We start from the raw sequence: 19,495 nt of genomic DNA on the forward strand, positions 1-19,495 counted from the left end.
TACAACCCCGGGTCCTCAGATGACTTCGCCCTTGTCCCACAACTGGATCAATTCGCCGGGTGCCCGGTCCTCGGGCACCTGCAGCACCATTTCGTCGTCCTGGTCGTTGGTGCGGTAGCGCACCTCGATCTGGAAGAAACGCTGGTCGCCGCGCCCGGGCGTGGAAGAGGTCAGCGGCAGGCAGCCCTCCAGGACCGAGCAGATGCGCGTTCGCTGGTCGAGGTCGCATTGGGCGAACTCGATCTCCCGGGGCCGGGTCAGGGCATGGATGGCCGCCACGCCGCCCTGGCGTGACAGCCGCACCACGGCCTTGTCGTCGAGGTCTGGAAGGTTCTTCATCAGCTCTCCTCAGTCAGGTCGACGCCCACCTGGTCCCAGCCATCCTGCACCGCTTGCACTTCCCGCTCGCCAAACCGCTGGCGGGCGTGCTCGACGGTCAGGCGGGCGAAAGCACTGAAGGACGCGTCGTTGGCCAGTTTTCGGTCGCACAAGGTGTCATACCAGATTCGGCCGGCCTTTTCCCAGGCAAATCCGCCCAGCGCGGTGGCCACCAGATAAAAGGCGCGGTTGGGAATGCCGGAATTGATGTGCACGCCGCCATTGTCCTCGCGGGTGATGACGAACTGACGCATATGCGCCGGCTGCGGGTCCTTGCCCAGCAACGGATCGTCGTAGGCCGTGCCGGGGTTGGACATGCTGCGCAGGCCGTCGCCGTTGATCCTGTCGGTGAGCAGGTCGGCGCCGATGAGCCAGTCTGCCTGGTCGGCGGTCTGTTCGAGCACGAACTGCTTGACCAGCACGCCGAACACGTCGGAGACGGATTCGTTCAGGGCGCCGGACTGGTTGGCATAGATCAGGCCCGCTTCGCTTTCGGTGACGCCGTGGGCCAGCTCGTGGGCCACCACATCGAGGGAGCGGGTGAAGCGTTGGAAGATTTCCCCGTCGCCGTCGCCGAACACCATCTGCGCGCCGTTCCAGAAGGCGTTTTCGTAGCCCTGGCCGTAATGCACGGTGCCCACCAGGGCGAAGCCCTTGTTGTCGATGGAGTCACGGCCCAGGACTTTCCAGAAGAAATCGTAGGTGGCGCCCAGGGCATCGTAGGCTTCGTCCACGGCCGGGTCGCCGCTGGCCGGTTGGCCTTCGAGGCGCACGGGCTGTCCGGGCAGTTCCATGCTGTTCTGTGCGTCGTGCACGCTGCGCTGAGGATGGCCGGGCTTGCCCGGCCTTGCCAGTGCGGCAGCGACGGGTGGGGTGTGGGGCGGGCCGGGATTGTGCCGCAGGCTGCGCACATGGGTCAGGGTGCCCAGGGCGCTGGAGCGCTGCTGTTCGGAGCCGTGGGCGATGATGCGGTTGAGGATATAGGGCGGAATGAAGCCATGAAGAGGGCGAGAGTCGATCATCAGAACATCCTTATCTGAAATGCAGGGTCGATACCCATGTGAACCAGGGCGGCCGCTGCGGTTCCCTCCCGCAGCGAAGCCGCTGGCCATAAAAGTTTGCCAGGCACGTGGATTTCTGCGAAAAACCGCGCCTCGAACCCAACGGAAAATGGCCATGAGCGAAGAATTGCAAATCATCGACCTGGAGCAGGGCGACGGTAAAAGCGTAGTCAAAGGGGCGCTGATCACCACTCAATACCGCGGCACGCTGGAAGACGGCACCGAATTCGATTCGTCCTACAGCCGTGGCAAACCCTTCCAGTGCGTCATTGGCACCGGTCGTGTCATCAAGGGCTGGGACCAGGGCTTGATGGGCATGAAGGTCGGTGGCAAGCGCAAGCTGCTGGTGCCGGCCCACCTGGCCTATGGCGAGCGGTCCATGGGTGCCCACATCAAGCCCAACAGCAACCTCATCTTTGAAATCGAACTGCTGGAAGTACTGACCCGCGACGATTGAACGCCTTTTGGGGGCGCCTTTCACGGGCGGTCGCTGAACACTGGGATGCGACCGTTGACCGAAGGGCGGTAGCGCCAGTCCAGCCGGTCCGGCTGGGGGGCTCGCTCGAGGATCGTCGCCAGGGAGGCCGCGGCGATATCCATCGCCAGGGTTTGCCCCGGGCATTCATGGCGCCCGGCACCGAAGCTGAAGCTGCGGCGATTGAGGCGGTCCGTCAGCAAGAGGTCCGGCTGTGGGTTGAGGGCCGGATCGCGATTGGCCGAGGCGAGCAACACCACGATCGCCTCCCCCGGTTCCAGGGACACGCCGAGGATGTCGCAGCGGGCGACAACGAAGCGACGGGTGTTCTGTACGGGAGGGTCGAAGCGCTGGACTTCGGCCAGTAACGGGCCGATTAGCGTCGGCTCCTCCCTGATCCTGTGCAGCAACGCCGGATCGCGTATCAGCGCCAGCAGGGCATTGCCGATCAGGCCGGCGGTGGCTTCGTGGGTTTGTGCGAGCAGCCCGATCAGGTTGGCGACCAGGTCGTTCGGCGCGACGCCTGCGAAGCCTTGGCAGATGCCTGTGAGCCAGGCGCTGGCCGAATCGTTGGCCTCGATTCGCTTGCGAAACAGAACCTGCAATTGACCGGTGGCGCGGTGCGCGGCGTGCAGTTGCGCAGCGTCGCTCAGGGGCGACAAGCACGCGACGAAATCCCTCGTCAGTGCACTGAGCAGTCGGCTGTCCGCCGGGCTGAAGCCCAACAGCGCCGCCACTACGGCGACCGGCCCGATGAACTGTGCGTGATGCAGGCCCGCGGCCCCATCCTCGAAAAAACCGGCCCTGACCCATGCCTTGACCTGCTGTCGATCGATGTCCTGCAAACCCGGGGCGATCGCCGACCTGGGGCAGCGCTGGCGTTCGCCTTCGTTCATGCGCATCAGGTGCCCGAATACCTGGCCGGCGGGCCTGCCGGCGATGGCCTTCGGCACAGGTTCCTGGAGCGGGCGAACATGGCAATCGGCGTGACGCAGCACGGCGCATAAGGCTTCGGCGCTGCTGGCGATCCACGACTGCACCTGCTGATCGAAGGTCAGCCCGCCTTTGGCGCGCAGGCTTGCGTAATAAGGATAGGGGTCGGGATGAGTCGCGGCGGTGATGGGGTCCATGAAGCGCTGCCTCGTTGAGGATGAAGAAAGAGTTGCTACTATCTCCAGTCGATGCATGGCTTGATTCGTCCAGGAGCGAAATATGAATGCGCAGCACCACGATCTCGGTGTTTCCCAGGTGGCGGCGGCGATTGCCGAACCGGCACGCACCCGCATGCTCTGTTCGTTGATGGACGGTCACGCCCGGACCAGCACAGAGCTGGCGAGCATTGCCGAGGTCAGTGCTTCCACCGCCAGCGCCCATCTGGCGAAACTCAAGGAGCTGGCCCTGGTGCGCTTGCATGTTCAGGGGCGTCATCGCTACTACAGCCTTGCGGACAAACGCGTGGCCCAGGCCCTTGAAGCGCTGATGGTGATCGGTCAGAACGCCGCGCCGGCCTTCGTCCCACGAACCCCGGACCGCCTGCAATTCGCCCGTACCTGCTACGACCACATGGCTGGCACGTTGGCGGTGCGGCTGCATGACCGCATGCTCGAAGCCGGATGGCTGGTGGACGTGGAAGGGCAGGCTTATCGGCTGAGCGAGTCGGGTGAAGCGTTGTTCCAGGCGCTGGGCGTCGATGCTCAGGCCCTTGCCACCCAGCGACGGCGATTCGCCTGCCCTTGCCTGGACTGGAGCATGCGTCGGCCTCACCTGGGAGGTGCCTTGGGGGCGGCGTTGTTGCAAATGGCGCTCAAGCGCCAGTGGCTGAGCCAGGATCTGGACAGCCGGGCGTTGGGGTTGACCGCCATTGGGCGCAAGGAGATGGCGAGGCGGTTCGGTATCAATGCGCACCTGGAGGTGGGTGAGAGCAGCGAGAACAGGCTCGCCCCTACGCTGGGTCTGCGCTGATCGACAGGCAATGAAAAGCCCACTCGTGCTGATGCAGGAGTGGGCTTTGAGGAGTCGCTTACACAGCCTGGTGCGTTACCGATGGCCTGGGATCAGACCTTGACGATCCAGCCTGCCGGCGCTTCGATGTCGCCGGTCTGCACGCCGGTCAGCTCTTTGTAGAGCTTCTGAGTGATCGGACCGACCTCGGTTTCGCTGTGGAAGACGTGCAGCTTGTCCTTGTAGCTGATGCCGCCGATCGGGGTGATCACCGCTGCGGTACCGCAGGCACCGGCCTCCTTGAAGTCCGAGAGCTTGTCGATGAACACGTCGCCTTCGACCACTTCCAGGCCCAGGCGCGATTTGGCCAGCTCGATCAGCGACAGACGGGTGATTCCCGGCAGCACGGACGGCGAGTTGGGGGTGACAAACTTGTTGTCGTGGGTGATACCGAAGAAGTTGGCCGAGCCGACTTCTTCGATTTTGGAGTGGGTCAGCGGGTCCAGGTAGATACAGTCGGCGAAGCACGCCTTCTTGGCCTGCGAGCCGGGCATCAGGCTGGCCGCGTAGTTGCCACCGACCTTGGCCGCGCCGGTGCCTTGTGGCGCGGCACGGTCGAAGCTGGAGATGAGGAAGTTGTGTGGCGTCAGGCCGCCCTTGAAATAGGCGCCCACCGGAATGCAGAAGACCGAGAAGATGAACTCGGGCGCGGTACGCACGCCGATATTGTCACCCACGCCGATCACGAAGGGACGCAGGTACAGCGCGCCACCGGTGCCGTAGGGCGGGATGAAGCGCTCGTTGGCGCGGACCACCTGCTTGCAGGCTTCGATGAACTGCTCGGTGTCCACGTGGGGCATCAGCAGGCGGGCGCAACTGCGCTGCATGCGGGCGGCGTTCTGGTCAGGACGGAACAGGTTGATCGAGCCGTCCTTGCAGCGGTAGGCCTTCAGGCCCTCGAAGCATTGCTGACCGTAGTGCAGGGCGGTGGAGCCCTCGCTGATGTGCAGCACATTGTCGTCGGTCAGGGTGCCGGCGTCCCAGGCGCCATTGCGCCAGTGCGACAGGTAGCGTTTGTCGGTCTTGATGTAGTCAAAGCCCAGTTTGTCCCAATTGATGCTCTCGTTACCCATGACACCCTCTATATCTTGACGACCGTCGAAACGGTTAAAGGCTTCTGACGTTTTTTGGATGGGCACAACAATACTTCATTCCGGGGCTGTTTCGCAGCCCGTAACACCAATCCCCGGGGTGAAAACCTGTCCCCGGATTAAACAAAACCCTGTGGCGAAGGGATTAATCTCCGCTCAGGTGCGAAGCAGCCCTAAATCCAACAAGCCGGTGTGTCGGGCACACCGATATCGCTGTCTTGGGACTGCTTAGCAGTCCAGCGAGGGTAAATCCCCTCGCCACAAGCTCATTGACCTGCAACTGATCGGCTACAGATGCAACGCATGCCCCAACGCCCGCAGCGCGGCTTCCTGCACCGCTTCGCCCAGGGTCGGATGGGCGTGGATGGTGCCGGCGATATCTTCCAGTCGTGCGCCCATTTCAAGGGACTGGCCGAATGCGGTGGACAGCTCCGAGACGCCGACGCCCACCGCCTGCCAGCCGACGACCAGGTGGTTGTCCCGCCGAGCCACGACCCGGACAAAGCCGCTTTTCGATTCCAGGGTCATGGCCCGGCCGTTGGCGGCGAACGGGAAGCTCGACACCAGGCAGTCCAGGCCGTCGGCCTTGGCTTCGTCCGGGGTCTTGCCCACGACCACCACTTCCGGATCGGTGAAGCACACCGCGGGAATGGCTGCCGGATTGAACTCCCGAGCCTTGCCGGCGATGAGTTCGGCAACCATTTCGCCCTGGGCCATGGCCCGGTGGGCAAGCATCGGTTCGCCGCTCAGGTCGCCGATGGCCCAGACGTTGCGCATGCTGGTCTGGCAGCGGTGGTCGACTTTCACGGCGGCGCCGTTCATCGTCAGGTTCAACGCTTCGAGGTTCCAGCCTTGGGTGTTGGGTTTGCGTCCGACCGCCACCAGCACCCGGTCCGTCTGCAGGTCCAGCGTGCCGCCTTCGGGGTCGCGCACTTGCAGGGCGCTGGCCTGGGCATCGAAACCTTCGACGCTGTGCTTGAGGTACAGCTTCACGCCCAGCTGCTTGAGCGCTTCGTGCACCGGTTGGGTCAGTTCCCCGTCATAGGCGGGCAGGATCCGCTCCCGGGCTTCAACGACGCTGACCTCGGCGCCCAGCTTGCGGTAGGCGATGCCCAGTTCCAGGCCGATGTAACCGCCTCCGACCACGACCAGGTGCCGGGGTATCGAGGTCGGTGCAAGGGCTTCGGTGGAGGAGACGATCGGCCCGCCAATGGGCAGCATCGGCAGGTCGACGCTTTTCGAGCCGGTGGCCAGCACCAGGTGTTCGCACTGGATACGGGTGTCGCCGACTTCGACGGTCTTGCCATCGACCACTTTCGCCCAGCCATGGATGACCTGGACCTTGTGTTTCTTCAGCAATGCCGCGACGCCGGTGGTCAGGCGGTCGACGATGCCGTCCTTCCATTCCACGCTCTTGCCGATGTCCAGGGAGGGCGGCGATACGCTGATGCCCAGGGCCGATCCCTGGCTGTGGTGACATGTCTGGTGGAACTGCTCGGCGACATGGATCAACGCCTTGGACGGAATGCAGCCGATGTTCAGGCAGGTTCCGCCCAACGCCTGGCCTTCCACCAGGATGGTCGGGATGCCCAACTGGCCGGCGCGGATGGCCGTCACGTAGCCGCCGGGACCGCCGCCGATGATCAGCAGCGTGGTGTTCAGAGTCTGTTGCATGCCTGCTCCCATTATTGATCCACGAACAGCGTTGCCGGTTGTTCGAGCAGGCCACGCAAGGCCTGGATGAATTGCGCCGCGTCCATGCCATCGACCACCCGGTGGTCGAAGGAGCTGGAGAGGTTCATCATCTTGCGGATCACGATCTGGCCCTTGATCACTACGGGCCGCTCGACGATTTTGTTGACGCCGACGATTGCCACTTCCGGCAGGTTCAGCACCGGGGTGCTGACGATCCCGCCGAGGGCTCCGAGGCTGGTCAGGGTGATGGTGGAACCGGACAACTCATCGCGGCTGGCCTTGCCGTTGCGGGCGGCCGTGGCCAGGCGCGCGATTTCCGTCGCGCTGTCCCACAGGCTGCGGGATTCGGCATGGCGCATCACCGGTACCATCAGGCCCACGTCGCTCTGGGTGGCGACCCCTACATGCACCGCACCGAAGCGCTGGATGACCTGGGCTTCGTCATCGTAGCGGGCGTTCATCTGCGGGAAATCCCGCAGGGCCACCACCAGGGCCCGCACCAGGAACGGCAGCAGGGTCAGCTTGCCGCGGCTGGCGCCGTGTTTTTCGTTCAGGTGGATGCGCAACTCTTCCAGGGCGGTGACGTCGATTTCCTCGACATAGCTGAAATGCGCGGCGCGCTGGGTTGCTTCCTGCATGCGCTGGGCGATCTTGCGGCGCATGCCGATCACCGGGATCTGCTGTTCGTCGTGGCGTTCGGCGTAGCTCGAACCGCCCTTGGCCGGGGGTGTCGAGCCCTGGGCCAGGTAGGCTTCCAGGTCTTCGTGCAGGATACGCCCGGCGGGGCCGCTGCCCTGCACCAGGCGCAACTGGATACCCAGGTCCAGGGCATGTTTGCGCACGGCCGGAGACGCCAGCGGCCGTTCGGCGGGCTCACGGGCCACAGGGGCCTGGGGCGCCGGGCGCGGTGCTGCGGCAAGTTTTTCCAGCGACGGTTCAGGTGCCGCCACCGGGGCAGGTTTCGCCGCCTGGGGCTGTGCCGGCGCAGCGAATGGCGCTGCCGACTCCTTGAGGTTGCCAGCGCCTTCCACTTCGATGCGGATCAGCTCGCTGCCCACCGCCATCACTTCACCCGGTTCACCGCCCAGGGCGATGACCCGGCCATGGACGGGCGAGGGGATGTCCACCATGGCCTTGTCCGTCATGACATCGGCCAGCACCTGGTCTTCGACCACCATGTCGCCGACCTTGACGTGCCACACCGACAATTCCACTTCCGCGATGCCTTCGCCGATGTCCGGCATCTTGATAACGTGCGTGCCCATTCAGACCTCCATGACCCGTTTCAATGCCGCGCCCACTCGGGACGGCCCTGGGAAATACGCCCACTCCTGCGCATGGGGATAGGGGGTGTCCCAGCCGGTGACGCGCTCGATGGGCGCTTCCAGGGAGTGGAAGCAGTGTTCCTGGACCAACGACACCAACTCGGCGCCGAAGCCGCAGGTGCGGGTGGCTTCATGGACGATTACGCAGCGTCCGGTCTTTTTTACGGACTTGACGATGGTCTCCAGATCCAGCGGCCAGAGGCTGCGCAGGTCGATGACTTCGGCATCGATGCCGGTCTCTTCGGCCGCCACTTGGGAAACGTAGACCGTGGTGCCGTAGGTGAGCACAGTCACGTCCTTGCCCGGACGGGTGATGGCGGCCACGTCCAGCGGCACGGTGTAGTAACCGTCCGGAACCTGGGCCGAGGGGTGTTTCGACCACGGGGTTACCGGGCGGTCGTGGTGGCCGTCGAACGGACCGTTATACAGGCGCTTGGGTTCGAGGAAGATCACCGGGTCATCGTTTTCGATGGAGGCGATCAGCAGGCCCTTGGCGTCGTAGGGGTTGGACGGCATCACGGTGCGCAGGCCGCAGACCTGGGTGAACATCGCCTCGATGCTCTGGCTGTGGGTCTGGCCGCCGTAGATGCCGCCGCCGCAGGGCATGCGCAGGGTCATGGGCGCAGTGAACTCACCCGCCGAGCGATAGCGCAGGCGCGCCGCCTCGGAAATGATCTGGTCCGAGGCCGGGTAGACGTAGTCGGCGAACTGGATCTCGGCCACCGGCCGCAGCCCGTAGGCGCCCATGCCCACCGCCACGCCGACGATACCGCTTTCGGAAATCGGCGCATCGAACACCCGGGAGGTGCCGTACTTGCTCTGCAGGCCTTCGGTGCAGCGGAACACGCCGCCGAAGTAACCCACGTCCTGGCCGAACACCACGACGTTGTCGTCGCGTTCGAGCATCACGTCCATGGCCGAGCGCAGGGCCTGGATCATGGTCATGGTGGTAGTGGTCATGGCGGTGTCCAACGCAATATTGTTGTTGTGATCGTTCATGTCAGATCCCCAACTGCTGACGCTGGCGCTTCAAGTGCTCCGGCATCTCTTTGTAGACGTCCTCGAACATGGTGGCAGCGCTTGGAATCTGCCCGCCGGCAAGGGTGCCGTACTGCTCGGCTTCCTTCTGCGCGGCGATCACTTCGGCTTCCAGTTCGGCGGTAACCGCCGCATGTTCCTCTTCGGACCACTGGCCGATCTTCACCATGTGCTGCTTGAGGCGGGCAATCGGATCGCCCAGCGGGAAGTGGCTCCAGTCGTCGGCGGGGCGGTACTTGGAGGGATCGTCGGAAGTGGAGTGCGGGCCGGCGCGGTAGGTGACCCATTCGATCAGCGCCGGGCCGAGGTTGCGCCGGGCGCGTTCGGCGGCCCAGCGGGAGGCGGCATAGACAGCCATGAAATCGTTGCCATCGACCCGCAGCGAGGCGATGCCGCAACCGACGCCGCGTCCGGCGAATGTGGTGGCTTCACCCCCGGCGATGGCCTGGAAAGTGGAAATCGCCCACTGGTTGTTCACCACGTTGAGGATCACCGGGGCCCGATAGACATGGGCGAAGGTGAGGGCGGTATGAAAGTCCGACTCGGCGGTGGCGCCGTCGCCGATCCAGGCCGATGCGATCTTGGTATCGCCCTTGATCGCCGAGGCCATGCCCCAGCCCACGCCCTGGATGAACTGGGTGGCGAGGTTACCGGAAATGGTGAAGAAACCGGCGTCCTTGACCGAGTACATGATCGGCAGCTGCCGGCCCTTGAGCGGATCGCGCTCGTTGGACAGCAACTGGCAGATCAGGTCCACCAGAGGGACCTCCCGGGCCATCAGGATGCTTTGCTGGCGGTAGGTGGGGAAGCACATGTCGTCGATGTTCAGCGCCAGGGCCTGGGCACTGCCGATGGCTTCCTCGCCGAGGCTCTGCATGTAGAACGACATTTTTTTCTGGCGCTGGGCGACCACCATGCGGTTGTCGTAGATCCGCGTCTTGAGCATGGCACGCATGCCCTTGCGCAGGATCTCGAGGGGGATGTCTTCGGCCCATGGACCGTGGGCATTGCCCTGGTCGTCGAGTACGCGGATCAGGCTGCGGGCCAGGTCGGCGGTATCGGAGGGCTCAACGTCGATGGACGGTTTGCGCACCGTGCCGGCATCGCTCAGGTGCAGGTAGGAGAAGTCGGTCTTGCAGCCGGGACGGCCCGTGGGTTCGGGGACGTGCAGGCGTAGCGGTTCATACGCTGGGTTCATGGCTTTCTACGCTCGATCTTGTGAATTTCTTGTAGTGGGCGCGCTAGCTGACAGCTCTCCTGGATAAGGAAAATTGTCCTACAACAATCATAGGCTCGACGCAGAAGAATATTTTTCTCTGTTGGCTTGCTGTTCAGGTTATTTGCAGATAAAAAATCTGCACAACGATAAAAATCAGGAATATCTGTCTCATGCGTAAACTGGATCGCACCGACATCGGCATCCTGAACAGCCTTCAGGAAAACGCCCGTATCACCAACGCCGACCTGGCCCGTTCGGTCAACCTTTCACCGACGCCGTGCTTCAATCGGGTCCGGGCCATGGAGGAGCTGGGGGTCATCCGCGAGCAGGTCACGCTGCTGGATGCCGACCTGCTGGGCCTGCATGTCAACGTGTTCATCCATGTCAGTCTGGAGAAGCAGGTGGAGGAGGCGTTGCAGCATTTCGAGGAGGCCATTTCCGACCGGCCCGAGGTGATGGAATGCTACCTGATGGCGGGCGACCCGGATTACCTCATCCGCGTACTGGTGCCGACGATCCAGGCCCTGGAGCGGTTCATGATGGACTTCCTGACGAAGGTCCCGGGGGTGGCGAATATCCGCTCCAGTTTTGCCCTCAAGCAGGTGCGCTACAAGACGGCGCTGCCGTTGCCGGCCAATGGCTTGACCTTGGGAACCTGAAAGTCGAAGGATCGCTGCCTTCGGCAGTTCCTGCTGGGGAGGTTTTGCTTGTCTGATGGATCATTGTTGCTGACCCACTGCCATCGCGTTCAGTACAAGCTTCTAAAGCTGATTGAGCGGAATCTTCAGGTACGTCACGCCATTGTCCTCGGCCGGCGGCAGGTTGCCGGCCCGCACGTTCACCTGGATCGCCGGCAATAGCAGCGTCGGCATGCCCAGCGTTGCATCCCGCTGGGTACGCATGGCGACGAACGTGGCCTCGTCGATGCCGTCGTGGACGTGAATATTGTGCTGGCGCTGCTCACCCACGGTGCTCATGCAGTGCGGTTCGCGGGTGTCCGGAGGGTAGTCGTGGCATACGTACAGCCGCACGCTGGCGGGGAAGGCCAGCAGTTTGCGAATCGAGGCATAGAGGTGGTGGGCGTTGCCTCCGGGAAAGTCGCAACGGGCGGTGCCCACGTCCGGCATGAACAGCGTGTCGCCCACCAGGATCGCATCGCCGTCGATCAGGTAGGCCATGTCCGCCGGCGTATGGCCGGGCACGTGCAGGGCCGTGGCCTTGAGATTGCCAATGAAAAACCCTTCGTCGGCGGCGAACAGGTGATCGAACTGGGAGCCGTCGACGGCAAACTGCGGTTCAAGGTTGAACAGCTTCTTGAAGACCTGCTGGACCTCGCCGATGGCCTGGCCGATGGCGATCTTCCCTCCCAGCACCTTGCGCAGGTAAGGCGCGGCGGACAAGTGATCGGCGTGGGCGTGGGTCTCCAGCAGCCATTGCACCGTCAACCGGTGTTCGCGCACGAAAGCGATCACCCGCTCGGCCTGAACGGTGCCGCTGCGGCCCGAGGCCGGGTCATAGTCCAGCACCGGGTCCACCACCGCGCATTGCCCTCCCTCGTGTTCATAGACGACGTAGGTATAGGTCTTCGAGGCGGGGTCGAGAAAGCTCTGGATCTGCGCGGGCATGACAGCGAACCTGTACGGGAAGAAGCGGTTGCAACGCTTGAGGTTTACAACATATGGTCCGCAGCTTAGTGAGGGCCGAGGCGTCCTGCAAATGCGATCGCACCTGACAACAGGTGTGCGTGGCTTGAGAGAGTTTTATGGTTCTGGCAGGTTTTTCTGGCGTGATCATGGGGGTGATCCTCGGACTGACGGGGGCCGGTGGTGGCATCCTGGCGGTGCCGGCACTGGTGCTCGGGTTGGGCTGGAGCATGACCCAGGCCGCGCCGGTGGCGTTGCTGGCGGTGGGCAGCGCGGCGGCGGTGGGGGCCATCGACGGGCTGCGCCATGGCCTGGTGCGTTACCGGGCGGCGATGCTGATCGCCTTGCTCGGCGCGGTGTTTTCGCCGCTAGGGATCCATATGGCCCACCGGCTGCCGGAAAAAGTCCTGATGATCCTGTTCGGCCTGCTGATGGTGCTGGTGGCTGCGCGCATGTTGCGTGGAGAAACCGCGCAACCGGGGCCCAGCGATCACGGCGCGGCCAGTTGGGGCCAGAAGAACTGCATGCTCGATCGCCAGACCGGGCGCCTGGCCTGGACGCCTCGCTGCACCGTTACGCTGTCGGCTTTGGGGGCGGTGACGGGCCTGGTATCGGGGTTGCTGGGCGTGGGCGGTGGTTTCCTGATCGTACCGGCGTTCAAGCAACTGACCGACGTGCAGATGCGCGGCATCGTCGCGACGTCCTTGATGGTCATCAGCCTGATTTCACTGATTGGCGTGGTGGGGGCGTTTCATGCCGGGGTGAGCATCGACCGGGTCGGCGCGGTGTTCATCGCGGCAAGCATCGTCGGGATGATGCTGGGGCGGCGCCTGGCGGCGAGGGTCCCGGCCCGGGTGCTGCAGGTGGGGTTCGCCGGGGTTTGCCTGGGGGTGGCGGTGTTCATGTGGGTACGGGCGTAGCGGTCACGCACCAGATCCTCGGCCCCAATCGGGGAATGGGGTTCATAGCAACCTGCACTGCATCGAGAACTGCATCGCCATCGATTGCCCCTGCTCCAGCAGGCGCAACCCGGGACGTCCGGGCAGGTGATGGGCGTTGACCGGATGGCTGACCGGTTCGAAGCAAAAGAAGTCCAGGCCCACCGGGCAGTAGAGCAGGAAGTAATCGCTGCCGCTGGCCCGGCACTCCAGCGTGTAGCCCAGGTCTGGCTGCTGGATCAGGCAATGCCCGTCCCAGCCACCGAAGCCATTGTCCACCAGGGTGTCCGGCAGCAAGCGGGCCTCGCCAAAATCCCAGTGTGCGGGGAGGTCGATCAGTTCCGTCGGCAGTTTCGTGGCGTCGCACAGCCAGGCTTGGGTTGCGCGGGTTTTCAGGCGGGTGGCGGCGGTGCGCGGGAAGTACGGGTGCAGGCCCAGTCCATGCCACGCCGGCTGTTTCGCTGTGTGGGTGACCAGCATCGCGATCTGCAACTGGCCGCCGTTCAGGCCGATGCGCAGACTGGCCCGGTAACCGAACGGATGTCGGGAGTCGAGTTGCAGCAGGGCTTCGTGGGCGCTGTGTTCGATCACCTGCCACGGTTGCTGCCAAGCACTGCCATGGATCGGAAACGGGTCGTTGGGGCTGTTGGCATCCAGGGCGAGCCAGCCGCCGGGGCAATCGAAGCCGCCCTTGGCGATCCGGTTCGACCAGGGGATCAGTGGGAAGCCCCCCAGTTTGCCTGGCAGGCCATTTTCCAGCGCCTGGGGCGCGGGAGGGCGCAGCAGGGGCGCACCGGTGCCACGCACGGTCCACTCAACGAGACTGGCACCCAGATGTGGGGCCAGGATGAGGCGGGTCAGTTCGTCTTCGAGATGGAGAAGGGGGGACGTCATGGTGGTTGTCTGCCAAAGAGGAAAGGCTGTTATGCAGAGAATTGGATGTCTGTATGTGAACCCCGATTTTGGCGAAGGATTTATCCCCGCTGGGCTGCAAAGCAGCCCCGGAACCAGCAGCCCCGATCTGTCTGGCACCGGGATCTGAGCTTCAGTGCTGCGTTGCAGCCCAACGGGGAACCCTCCTTGCCACGAGAGGGATTTGTCGTTTGTTACAACACCAGTTTCGGCAGCCACAGGGAAATGGCAGGGATGTAGGTCACGGCCAGCAGGACCAGGAACAGCATGCCGTAGAACGGCAGCAGGGCCTTGACGGTGCTTTCGATGCTGACCTTGCCGATGGCGGATCCGACGAACAGCACCGCGCCCACAGGTGGCGTGATCAGGCCGATCCCCAGGTTCACCAGCATGATCATACCGAACTGGACAGGGTCCACGCCGATGCCCACGATCACCGGCATCAGGATGGGTGTCAGGATCAGGATCAGCGGCGCCATGTCCATCACGGTGCCTAGCAGCAGCAACATCACGTTGATGCACATCAGGATCACGTAGCGGTTGTCCGACAGGGTCAGGAACGCGGTGGTGATCTTCGCCGGGATTTCCATCAGGGTCATGATGTAGCCGAAGCTGGCGGCGAAGCCGATCAGGATCATCACGATGGAGATGGTGCGTACCGTGCGGTGCATCAGTTTCGGCAGCTCGCTCCATTTGTAGTCGCGATAGATGCACATGGTCACGAAGAACGCCCACACCACGGCAATGGCGGCCGATTCTGTGGCGGTGAAGACGCCCGAGAGGATGCCGCCAAGGATGATGAACAGGGTCATCATGCCCCACATGGCTTCCTTGCAGATCTTCAGTGCTTGCTTGAGCGGAATCACTTCGCCCTTGGGGTAATTGCGCTTTTTCGCAAAAACCAGGCACAGAGCCATCAGGCAAAGGTTCATCAGGATGCCGGGGACGATGCCGGCCATGAACAGCGAACCGATGGAGACGGTGCCGCCAGCGGCGAGGGAATACAGCACCGCGTTGTGGCTGGGCGGTGTCAGCAGCGCTTGTACCGAACCACTGACGGTGACGGCGGTGGCGTAATCACGCGGATAGCCCCGGCGTGTCATTTCCGGTATCAGCACGGAGCCGACGGAGGCGGTGTCGGCCACCGAGGATCCGGAGATTGCACCGAAGAAGCTCGAAGCGACGAGGTTGACCAGGGACAGGCCTCCGCGTACGAACCCCACCAGCACACTGGCGAACGCCACCAACCGGCGGGACATGCCGCCCTCGGCCATGATGGCGCCGGCCAGCACGAAAAACGGAATGGCCAGCAACGAGAACTTGTTCACCCCGCCCGCGACCTGGATCATCATGGCCTGGAACGGAATATCGATCCACCACGCCCCGATCAGAGCGGCAGCGCCCAATGCGTAGGCGACCGGCATGCCGATCAGGATCAACAACAAAAAACTGCCCAGCAGGATCAGAGCGTCCATTAAACGGCACCTTCGCTTTCTTCAACCAGGTCGAACTGCACGACCCGACGCTGGCTTTGATCACCCAGCAAGAGTTTTTCCAGGACAAAAATCAGGGTCAGGAAACCTCCAATCGGAATCGGCATGTAGGTAATGCCGACGCGCAGGGTGGGTATGGCACTCATGAACTGATTCCAGGTGGTCATGCACAGCTTGGTGCCCCAGATGGTCATGAAAATGCAGACTGCGGCCATCAATAATTGGGTGAAGACCGACGCCACCGTGCGCCAGTGCGATGGCAAGCGGCTGGTGACCATGTCCACGGCCATGTGCGAGCCAGAGCGGTAGCTGGCGGCCGCACCGATGAAGGTGAACACGATCATCAGCAAGATCGCGGTGGGCTCCGGCCAGCTGGAACCTGAGCCCAACACATAACGGGCAAACACACCCCAGGGAATCATCAGTGCAACGGCCAGCACAGACAGGCCGGCCACCCAGATGCAAGTCATGTAAATCGTGTCGTTGATACGCAGCAGCAAATTCTTCATCGGGTTCCACCGTAACCGGGCGCGCCGTCAACCGCAGGCGCGCGCGGCCTTTTCAGGAGTACAGATCGAAAGGTCTTACTGGACAGCTTCGATACGCTTGATCAGGTCGGCATACGGCGCGCCGTATTTGGCGCGGATCGGCGCGGTGGCGTCATAGAAGGGCTTTTTGTCCACGGTGATGAATTCGACGCCGGCGGCCTTGAGTTTTTCTTCACTGGCGGCGGACTTCTGGTCCCACAGCTTGCGCTCCTCGGCCTGAGCAGCCTTGGCGGCTTTTTTCACCATGTCTTGCTGTTCCGGCGTGAGCTTGTTCCAAGTGATCTTCGACATCACGATAGGCTCGGGCAGGATCAGGTGGCCGGTCAGGCTGTAGTACTTGGCGTTCTGGTAGTGGTTGTGCTCGAGCATGGTCGGCGGGTTGTTTTCCGCCCCGTCGATCACGCCGGTCTGCAAGGCGCTGAAGATCTCACCGGTGTCCATGGCGATGCCGTTGGCGCCCATGGCATTGAACGTCTCGATGAACATCGGATTGCCCTGGACGCGGATCTTCATGCCCTTGAGGTCTTCGAGCTTGCGCACCGGCTTCTTGGTGTAGAGGTTGCGCGTGCCGCCGTCCATCCAGGCCAGGGCCACCAGACCGAACTCGGAGTTGGTGATCCGGTCGAGGATCGCATCGCCGACATCGCCGTCGATGACGGCGCGCATGTGGGCCTGGTCGCGGAAAATGAACGGCATGTTGAAGACGTTCACATCCGGCACCACGGGACCGACGATGCCGAGGCTGACTCGGGACATCTGGATCGCGCCGGCCTGCATCTGTTCGATGACTTCTTTCTCCGAACCCAGCACGCCGCCCGGGAAGTACTTGAACTTCAGTTCGCCATTACTTTCCTTTTCCAGGGTTTTACCCATGGATTCCTCGGCCACCACGGTCGGGTAACCCTTGGGATGGATGTCGGCGATCTTGAGTTCAAGGGCATGCGCCGCCTGGGCCAGGAAGGCCAGGGGCAGGGCCGCGATCAGAAGCGTGCGTTTGAAATTCATGGTCAGTCTCCAGTGTTGTTGTTTTTATGGCTCATCCAGTAAAGCGGTGCAGCAAGTCAGTTCGCGGCGTGTTTCAACCCTCCGAATGCGGGTTCGGCCAGGCCCTTGACGCCAGGGTTCAACGCGAACACACCCCCGGCGAGGGATTGGGGATCGCTGTCGTCGCCAGGGCGGATCGAGGTGACGAAGAGGGTGTCGAGGCGGCTGCCGCCGAAGGCGCACATGGTCGGTTTCTTGACCGGCACTTCCAGCGAGCGGTCGAGGCGCCCATCCGGGGTGAAACGATGGATCAGGCCGGCATCGTTGGCGCAGATCCAATAGCAACCCTCGGCGTCCACTGCCGCGCCGTCCGGGCGACCGGCCAAGGGCATCATGTCGACGAACAGGCGCCGGTTGGTAGGCGTGCCGCTGTCGATGTCGTAGTCGAAGGCCCAGATCTGCTGGATCAGCGGATGCGAGTCTGAGAGATACATCGTGCGCCCGTCCGGGCTGAAGCCCAGGCCGTTGGGTACGATGAAACCGCTCAGTTGCGCCTCGACCGGGCTGCGTTGCCCGGCTTCAAAGCGGTACATCCTGCCTTCGGCGACGTTGGCGCCCATGTTCAGCACCATGCTGCCGGCCCAGAAGCGACCCTGGCGGTCGCAGCGGCCATCGTTGAGGCGCATGTCGGGGCGGCTGTGTTCGACGTTGGCGCACAACTCGCTGTCCAGCGTGTCGTCGTCATTGGGGTGCAGGCGAAAGAAGCCGCTTTCCATGCCGGCCACCCAGCCGCCGTCCTGGTGGCGGGCGATACAGGCAAGCATTTCCGGAGTGTTCCAGCCCTTGAGCTGGCCAGTCCCGGCGTTCCAGCACTGCAGGCCGCCGCTGGGGATGTCCACCCAGTACAGGGCGTTTTCCTCGGGGACCCAGACCGGGCTTTCCCCGACGGCGTTGCGTGCATCGACAATCAATTCGGCTTGCATGGTGATTCCCTTGTGGCGTTCGTATCCCATGGAAAAACAGACGAATCAGTCATCGAACGGGCCGGCCGCCACGAAGGCGCCGCCCTGATAGATCCTGGCCGGATCGTCGGCGGCCGGCATGGGTTGCGCCTCGACCTTGGCCCGGAAGATTTCAGAGCTGTCCTTGGGTTGATAACCCAGGTGTGCGGCGTGGCTGTTGTCCCACCAGACATCACGGTTGGCGGACATGCCATACACCACGGTATGGCGTACGCTCGGGGTGTAGAGCGAGCATTCGATCAGTTGGGTCAGGTCGTCGTAGCTCAGCCAGGTGCTCAGCATCCGGCGATTCTGCGGCTCCGGGAACGACGAGCCGATGCGGATGCTCACGGTCTCGATGCCGTAGCGATCGAAGTAGAAACTGGCCATGTCTTCGCCGTAGGACTTGGACAGGCCGTAGTAGCCATCCGGGCGGCGAGGGGAGAGGGCGTCGAGGGGCTCGTCCTGCTTGTAGAAACCGATGACATGGTTGGAGCTGGCGAAGATGACTCGCTTGACGCCGTGCTTGCGGGCCGCTTCGTAGATATGGAACACGCCGCTGATGTTGGCGCCGAGGATTTCTTCAAAGGGGCGCTCGACCGATACGCCGCCGAAATGCAGGATGGCGTCGACGCCTTCCACCAGTCGGTGCACTGCCTGCTTATCGGACAGGTCGCAGAGCACCACTTCTTCGCTTTCGTCGATGGCCGGCGCCATGTTGGCGATATCCGACAGGCGAATATGCCGCGCGAAAGGCTTGAGGCGCTCGCGCAGCACTTTGCCCAGGCCGCCGGCGGCACCGGTGAGCAACAGGCGATTGAAGGGATGGCGAATGGTTGTCGTAGTCATGAAGTTACCTGAGCAAACAGTGAGAGGTATCAGTTGTTATAAGTTGTCGTACGACCGAGGGCGAATATCCTTATCCTTGCGCTACCTTGTCAACGTCTGATCGACGAATCGCTCTAAACCGGCCTCCTTGCCACGCGTTACGCCAGCGTCATGACCGCTATGTGACAGGTCATGACGCCAGCTCCTTTGCTCAGAGAAGCGAAATCGGGTAGCTGATGAAAATGCGGTTCTCATCGAACTCGTTGGTGCTGAAGTCCCGACGCAGCGACGAGTTGCGCCATTTCACGTTGAGGTTCTTCAGCGCGCCGCTCTGTACGGTATAGGCCAGCTCGCTTTCGCGACCCCATTCCTTGCCATCGTCCACCGTGGCGGTGTGCACGTTGTCGCCGCTGATGTAGCGGTTCATCAGGGTCAGGCCCGGCACGCCGACGGCGGCGAAGTTGAAGTCGTGGCGCACTTGCCAGGACTTTTCCTTGGCGTTGTCGTAGCTGGAGTTGTAGCTGTCGTTGGCCAGGGTACCGCCGCTGGTGCCGTTGACCCGCATCCAGGCATCGTCGCCGCCGACTTTCTGCAGGCCGACATAGAAGGTGTTGCCGCCATATTTGGCCGAGAGCATGGCGAAGGCGGTCTTGTTGTCCAGGTCACCGGCCAGGGCGCTGCCGTTTTCCTTGCCGATGAAATAGCCGAGATTGGCGCCCAGGGTCCAGTCGCCCATGGGCTGGCTGTGGGTCAGGTTGAAATATTGCTGCTGGTAGATGTCGGACAGTTCCGCGTACCACACGCCCACCTGGGTGCGTTTTTCGTTGAAGGCGTATTCGCCGCCGCCGAAGTTGAAGCGGTCGGA

The 19,495-nt window shown here is 63.0% G+C and carries 20 protein-coding genes; 4 read left to right on the forward strand and 16 right to left on the reverse strand.

The window, feature by feature from the left end; translation table 11 throughout:
• Nucleotides 1-15: 15 nt before the first annotated feature.
• A complete protein-coding gene (locus BT179_RS25675; RefSeq protein ID WP_072432302.1) occupies nt 16-339 on the reverse strand; it encodes a protealysin inhibitor emfourin in 324 nt (107 codons plus the stop codon).
• Nucleotides 339-1,400: a M4 family metallopeptidase gene (locus tag BT179_RS25680; RefSeq protein WP_072432303.1), complete on the reverse strand. Its 1,062-nt coding sequence runs from the start codon at nt 1,398-1,400 to the stop codon at nt 339-341. The genes BT179_RS25675 and BT179_RS25680 overlap by 1 nt, the downstream gene beginning before the upstream one ends.
• Before the next feature lie 154 nt (nt 1,401-1,554).
• On the opposite strand from BT179_RS25680, the gene BT179_RS25685 reads away from it, so the two are divergent.
• Nucleotides 1,555-1,896, forward strand: coding sequence for an FKBP-type peptidyl-prolyl cis-trans isomerase (locus BT179_RS25685; RefSeq protein ID WP_072399009.1), 342 nt, complete (start codon nt 1,555-1,557; stop codon nt 1,894-1,896).
• A 20-nt stretch (nt 1,897-1,916) separates the two neighbouring features.
• Here BT179_RS25685 and BT179_RS25690 read toward each other — a convergent pair whose 3' ends face one another.
• Complete coding sequence (locus BT179_RS25690) at nt 1,917-3,044, reverse strand: cytochrome P450 (protein ID WP_072432304.1); 1,128 nt, start codon at nt 3,042-3,044, stop codon at nt 1,917-1,919.
• An 82-nt stretch (nt 3,045-3,126) separates the two neighbouring features.
• Between BT179_RS25690 and BT179_RS25695 the strand changes: the two genes are divergently transcribed.
• Nucleotides 3,127-3,876, forward strand: a complete 750-nt coding sequence (locus tag BT179_RS25695) for an ArsR/SmtB family transcription factor (RefSeq protein WP_072432305.1) — start codon at nt 3,127-3,129, stop codon at nt 3,874-3,876.
• Nucleotides 3,877-3,968: 92 nt separating this feature from the next.
• On the opposite strand, the gene BT179_RS25700 is transcribed toward BT179_RS25695, so the two are convergent.
• From BT179_RS25700 to BT179_RS25720, 5 genes are all read right to left on the reverse strand, one after another.
• Nucleotides 3,969-4,988, reverse strand: coding sequence for a branched-chain amino acid aminotransferase (locus tag BT179_RS25700; protein WP_072432306.1), 1,020 nt, complete (start codon nt 4,986-4,988; stop codon nt 3,969-3,971).
• Between the two features lie 306 nt (nt 4,989-5,294).
• Nucleotides 5,295-6,680 carry a dihydrolipoyl dehydrogenase gene (lpdA, locus tag BT179_RS25705; protein WP_072432309.1) on the reverse strand — a complete coding sequence of 462 codons (1,386 nt, stop codon included), beginning with the start codon at nt 6,678-6,680 and terminating at the stop codon, nt 5,295-5,297.
• A gap of 11 nt (nt 6,681-6,691) precedes the next feature.
• Nucleotides 6,692-7,966: a dihydrolipoamide acetyltransferase family protein gene (locus BT179_RS25710; RefSeq protein ID WP_072399005.1), complete on the reverse strand. Its 1,275-nt coding sequence runs from the start codon at nt 7,964-7,966 to the stop codon at nt 6,692-6,694.
• Nucleotides 7,967-9,025, reverse strand: coding sequence for an alpha-ketoacid dehydrogenase subunit beta (locus BT179_RS25715; protein WP_072399004.1), 1,059 nt, complete (start codon nt 9,023-9,025; stop codon nt 7,967-7,969).
• Nucleotide 9,026: 1 nt separating this feature from the next.
• Nucleotides 9,027-10,262, reverse strand: a complete 1,236-nt coding sequence (locus BT179_RS25720) for a 3-methyl-2-oxobutanoate dehydrogenase (2-methylpropanoyl-transferring) subunit alpha (protein WP_072399003.1) — start codon at nt 10,260-10,262, stop codon at nt 9,027-9,029.
• A gap of 191 nt (nt 10,263-10,453) precedes the next feature.
• On the opposite strand from BT179_RS25720, the gene bkdR reads away from it, so the two are divergent.
• On the forward strand, nt 10,454-10,942 hold the full coding sequence (gene bkdR, locus BT179_RS25725) for a Bkd operon transcriptional regulator BkdR (protein WP_053157366.1): 489 nt from the start codon (nt 10,454-10,456) through the stop codon (nt 10,940-10,942).
• A gap of 102 nt (nt 10,943-11,044) precedes the next feature.
• Here bkdR and BT179_RS25730 read toward each other — a convergent pair whose 3' ends face one another.
• Nucleotides 11,045-11,908 (reverse strand): MBL fold metallo-hydrolase, encoded by an 864-nt coding sequence (locus BT179_RS25730; RefSeq protein WP_072399002.1) that lies wholly within the window; start codon nt 11,906-11,908, stop codon nt 11,045-11,047.
• A 137-nt stretch (nt 11,909-12,045) separates the two neighbouring features.
• Between BT179_RS25730 and BT179_RS25735 the strand changes: the two genes are divergently transcribed.
• Entirely contained in the window at nt 12,046-12,846 is an 801-nt protein-coding gene (locus tag BT179_RS25735; RefSeq protein ID WP_072399001.1) for a sulfite exporter TauE/SafE family protein, read from the forward strand.
• Between the two features lie 42 nt (nt 12,847-12,888).
• On the opposite strand, the gene BT179_RS25740 is transcribed toward BT179_RS25735, so the two are convergent.
• From BT179_RS25740 to BT179_RS25770, 7 genes are all read right to left on the reverse strand, one after another.
• Nucleotides 12,889-13,758: an aldose 1-epimerase gene (locus BT179_RS25740; protein WP_072432307.1), complete on the reverse strand. Its 870-nt coding sequence runs from the start codon at nt 13,756-13,758 to the stop codon at nt 12,889-12,891.
• Between the two features lie 212 nt (nt 13,759-13,970).
• Nucleotides 13,971-15,251, reverse strand: coding sequence for a TRAP transporter large permease (locus tag BT179_RS25745; protein WP_072398999.1), 1,281 nt, complete (start codon nt 15,249-15,251; stop codon nt 13,971-13,973).
• On the reverse strand, nt 15,251-15,778 hold the full coding sequence (locus tag BT179_RS25750) for a TRAP transporter small permease (protein ID WP_072398998.1): 528 nt from the start codon (nt 15,776-15,778) through the stop codon (nt 15,251-15,253). The genes BT179_RS25745 and BT179_RS25750 overlap by 1 nt, the downstream gene beginning before the upstream one ends.
• Before the next feature lie 75 nt (nt 15,779-15,853).
• Nucleotides 15,854-16,822, reverse strand: a complete 969-nt coding sequence (locus BT179_RS25755) for a TRAP transporter substrate-binding protein (protein ID WP_072398997.1) — start codon at nt 16,820-16,822, stop codon at nt 15,854-15,856.
• A 56-nt stretch (nt 16,823-16,878) separates the two neighbouring features.
• Nucleotides 16,879-17,784: an SMP-30/gluconolactonase/LRE family protein gene (locus BT179_RS25760; RefSeq protein WP_072398996.1), complete on the reverse strand. Its 906-nt coding sequence runs from the start codon at nt 17,782-17,784 to the stop codon at nt 16,879-16,881.
• 45 nt (nt 17,785-17,829) lie between these two features.
• Nucleotides 17,830-18,651 carry an NAD-dependent epimerase/dehydratase family protein gene (locus tag BT179_RS25765; RefSeq protein WP_072398995.1) on the reverse strand — a complete coding sequence of 274 codons (822 nt, stop codon included), beginning with the start codon at nt 18,649-18,651 and terminating at the stop codon, nt 17,830-17,832.
• A 190-nt stretch (nt 18,652-18,841) separates the two neighbouring features.
• Nucleotides 18,842-19,495: OprD family outer membrane porin (locus BT179_RS25770; RefSeq protein ID WP_143147083.1), on the reverse strand; the 654-nt coding region annotated here is incomplete at its 5' end.

The sequence above is a fragment of the Pseudomonas sp. NFACC43 genome (assembly GCF_900119645.1).
Lineage (GTDB): Bacteria > Pseudomonadota > Gammaproteobacteria > Pseudomonadales > Pseudomonadaceae > Aquipseudomonas.

What these genes read in the sequence shown, in the direction of transcription:
- BT179_RS25680 (WP_072432303.1), bottom strand. Translation starts at nt 1,400, where the DNA reads ATGATCGACTCTCGCCCTCTTCATGGCTTCATTCCGCCCTATATCCTC.
- BT179_RS25760 (WP_072398996.1), bottom strand. Translation starts at nt 17,784, where the DNA reads ATGCAAGCCGAATTGATTGTCGATGCACGCAACGCCGTCGGGGAAAGC.
- BT179_RS25715 (WP_072399004.1), bottom strand. Translation starts at nt 9,025, where the DNA reads ATGAACGATCACAACAACAATATTGCGTTGGACACCGCCATGACCACT.
- BT179_RS25695 (WP_072432305.1), top strand. Translation starts at nt 3,127, where the DNA reads ATGAATGCGCAGCACCACGATCTCGGTGTTTCCCAGGTGGCGGCGGCG.
- bkdR (WP_053157366.1), top strand. Translation starts at nt 10,454, where the DNA reads ATGCGTAAACTGGATCGCACCGACATCGGCATCCTGAACAGCCTTCAG.
- BT179_RS25685 (WP_072399009.1), top strand. Translation starts at nt 1,555, where the DNA reads ATGAGCGAAGAATTGCAAATCATCGACCTGGAGCAGGGCGACGGTAAA.
- BT179_RS25765 (WP_072398995.1), bottom strand. Translation starts at nt 18,651, where the DNA reads ATGACTACGACAACCATTCGCCATCCCTTCAATCGCCTGTTGCTCACC.
- BT179_RS25690 (WP_072432304.1), bottom strand. Translation starts at nt 3,044, where the DNA reads ATGGACCCCATCACCGCCGCGACTCATCCCGACCCCTATCCTTATTAC.
- BT179_RS25755 (WP_072398997.1), bottom strand. Translation starts at nt 16,822, where the DNA reads ATGAATTTCAAACGCACGCTTCTGATCGCGGCCCTGCCCCTGGCCTTC.
- lpdA (WP_072432309.1), bottom strand. Translation starts at nt 6,680, where the DNA reads ATGCAACAGACTCTGAACACCACGCTGCTGATCATCGGCGGCGGTCCC.
- BT179_RS25675 (WP_072432302.1), bottom strand. Translation starts at nt 339, where the DNA reads ATGAAGAACCTTCCAGACCTCGACGACAAGGCCGTGGTGCGGCTGTCA.
- BT179_RS25730 (WP_072399002.1), bottom strand. Translation starts at nt 11,908, where the DNA reads ATGCCCGCGCAGATCCAGAGCTTTCTCGACCCCGCCTCGAAGACCTAT.
- BT179_RS25710 (WP_072399005.1), bottom strand. Translation starts at nt 7,966, where the DNA reads ATGGGCACGCACGTTATCAAGATGCCGGACATCGGCGAAGGCATCGCG.
- BT179_RS25740 (WP_072432307.1), bottom strand. Translation starts at nt 13,758, where the DNA reads ATGACGTCCCCCCTTCTCCATCTCGAAGACGAACTGACCCGCCTCATC.
- BT179_RS25735 (WP_072399001.1), top strand. Translation starts at nt 12,046, where the DNA reads ATGGTTCTGGCAGGTTTTTCTGGCGTGATCATGGGGGTGATCCTCGGA.
- BT179_RS25750 (WP_072398998.1), bottom strand. Translation starts at nt 15,778, where the DNA reads ATGAAGAATTTGCTGCTGCGTATCAACGACACGATTTACATGACTTGC.
- BT179_RS25745 (WP_072398999.1), bottom strand. Translation starts at nt 15,251, where the DNA reads ATGGACGCTCTGATCCTGCTGGGCAGTTTTTTGTTGTTGATCCTGATC.
- BT179_RS25720 (WP_072399003.1), bottom strand. Translation starts at nt 10,262, where the DNA reads ATGAACCCAGCGTATGAACCGCTACGCCTGCACGTCCCCGAACCCACG.
- BT179_RS25700 (WP_072432306.1), bottom strand. Translation starts at nt 4,988, where the DNA reads ATGGGTAACGAGAGCATCAATTGGGACAAACTGGGCTTTGACTACATC.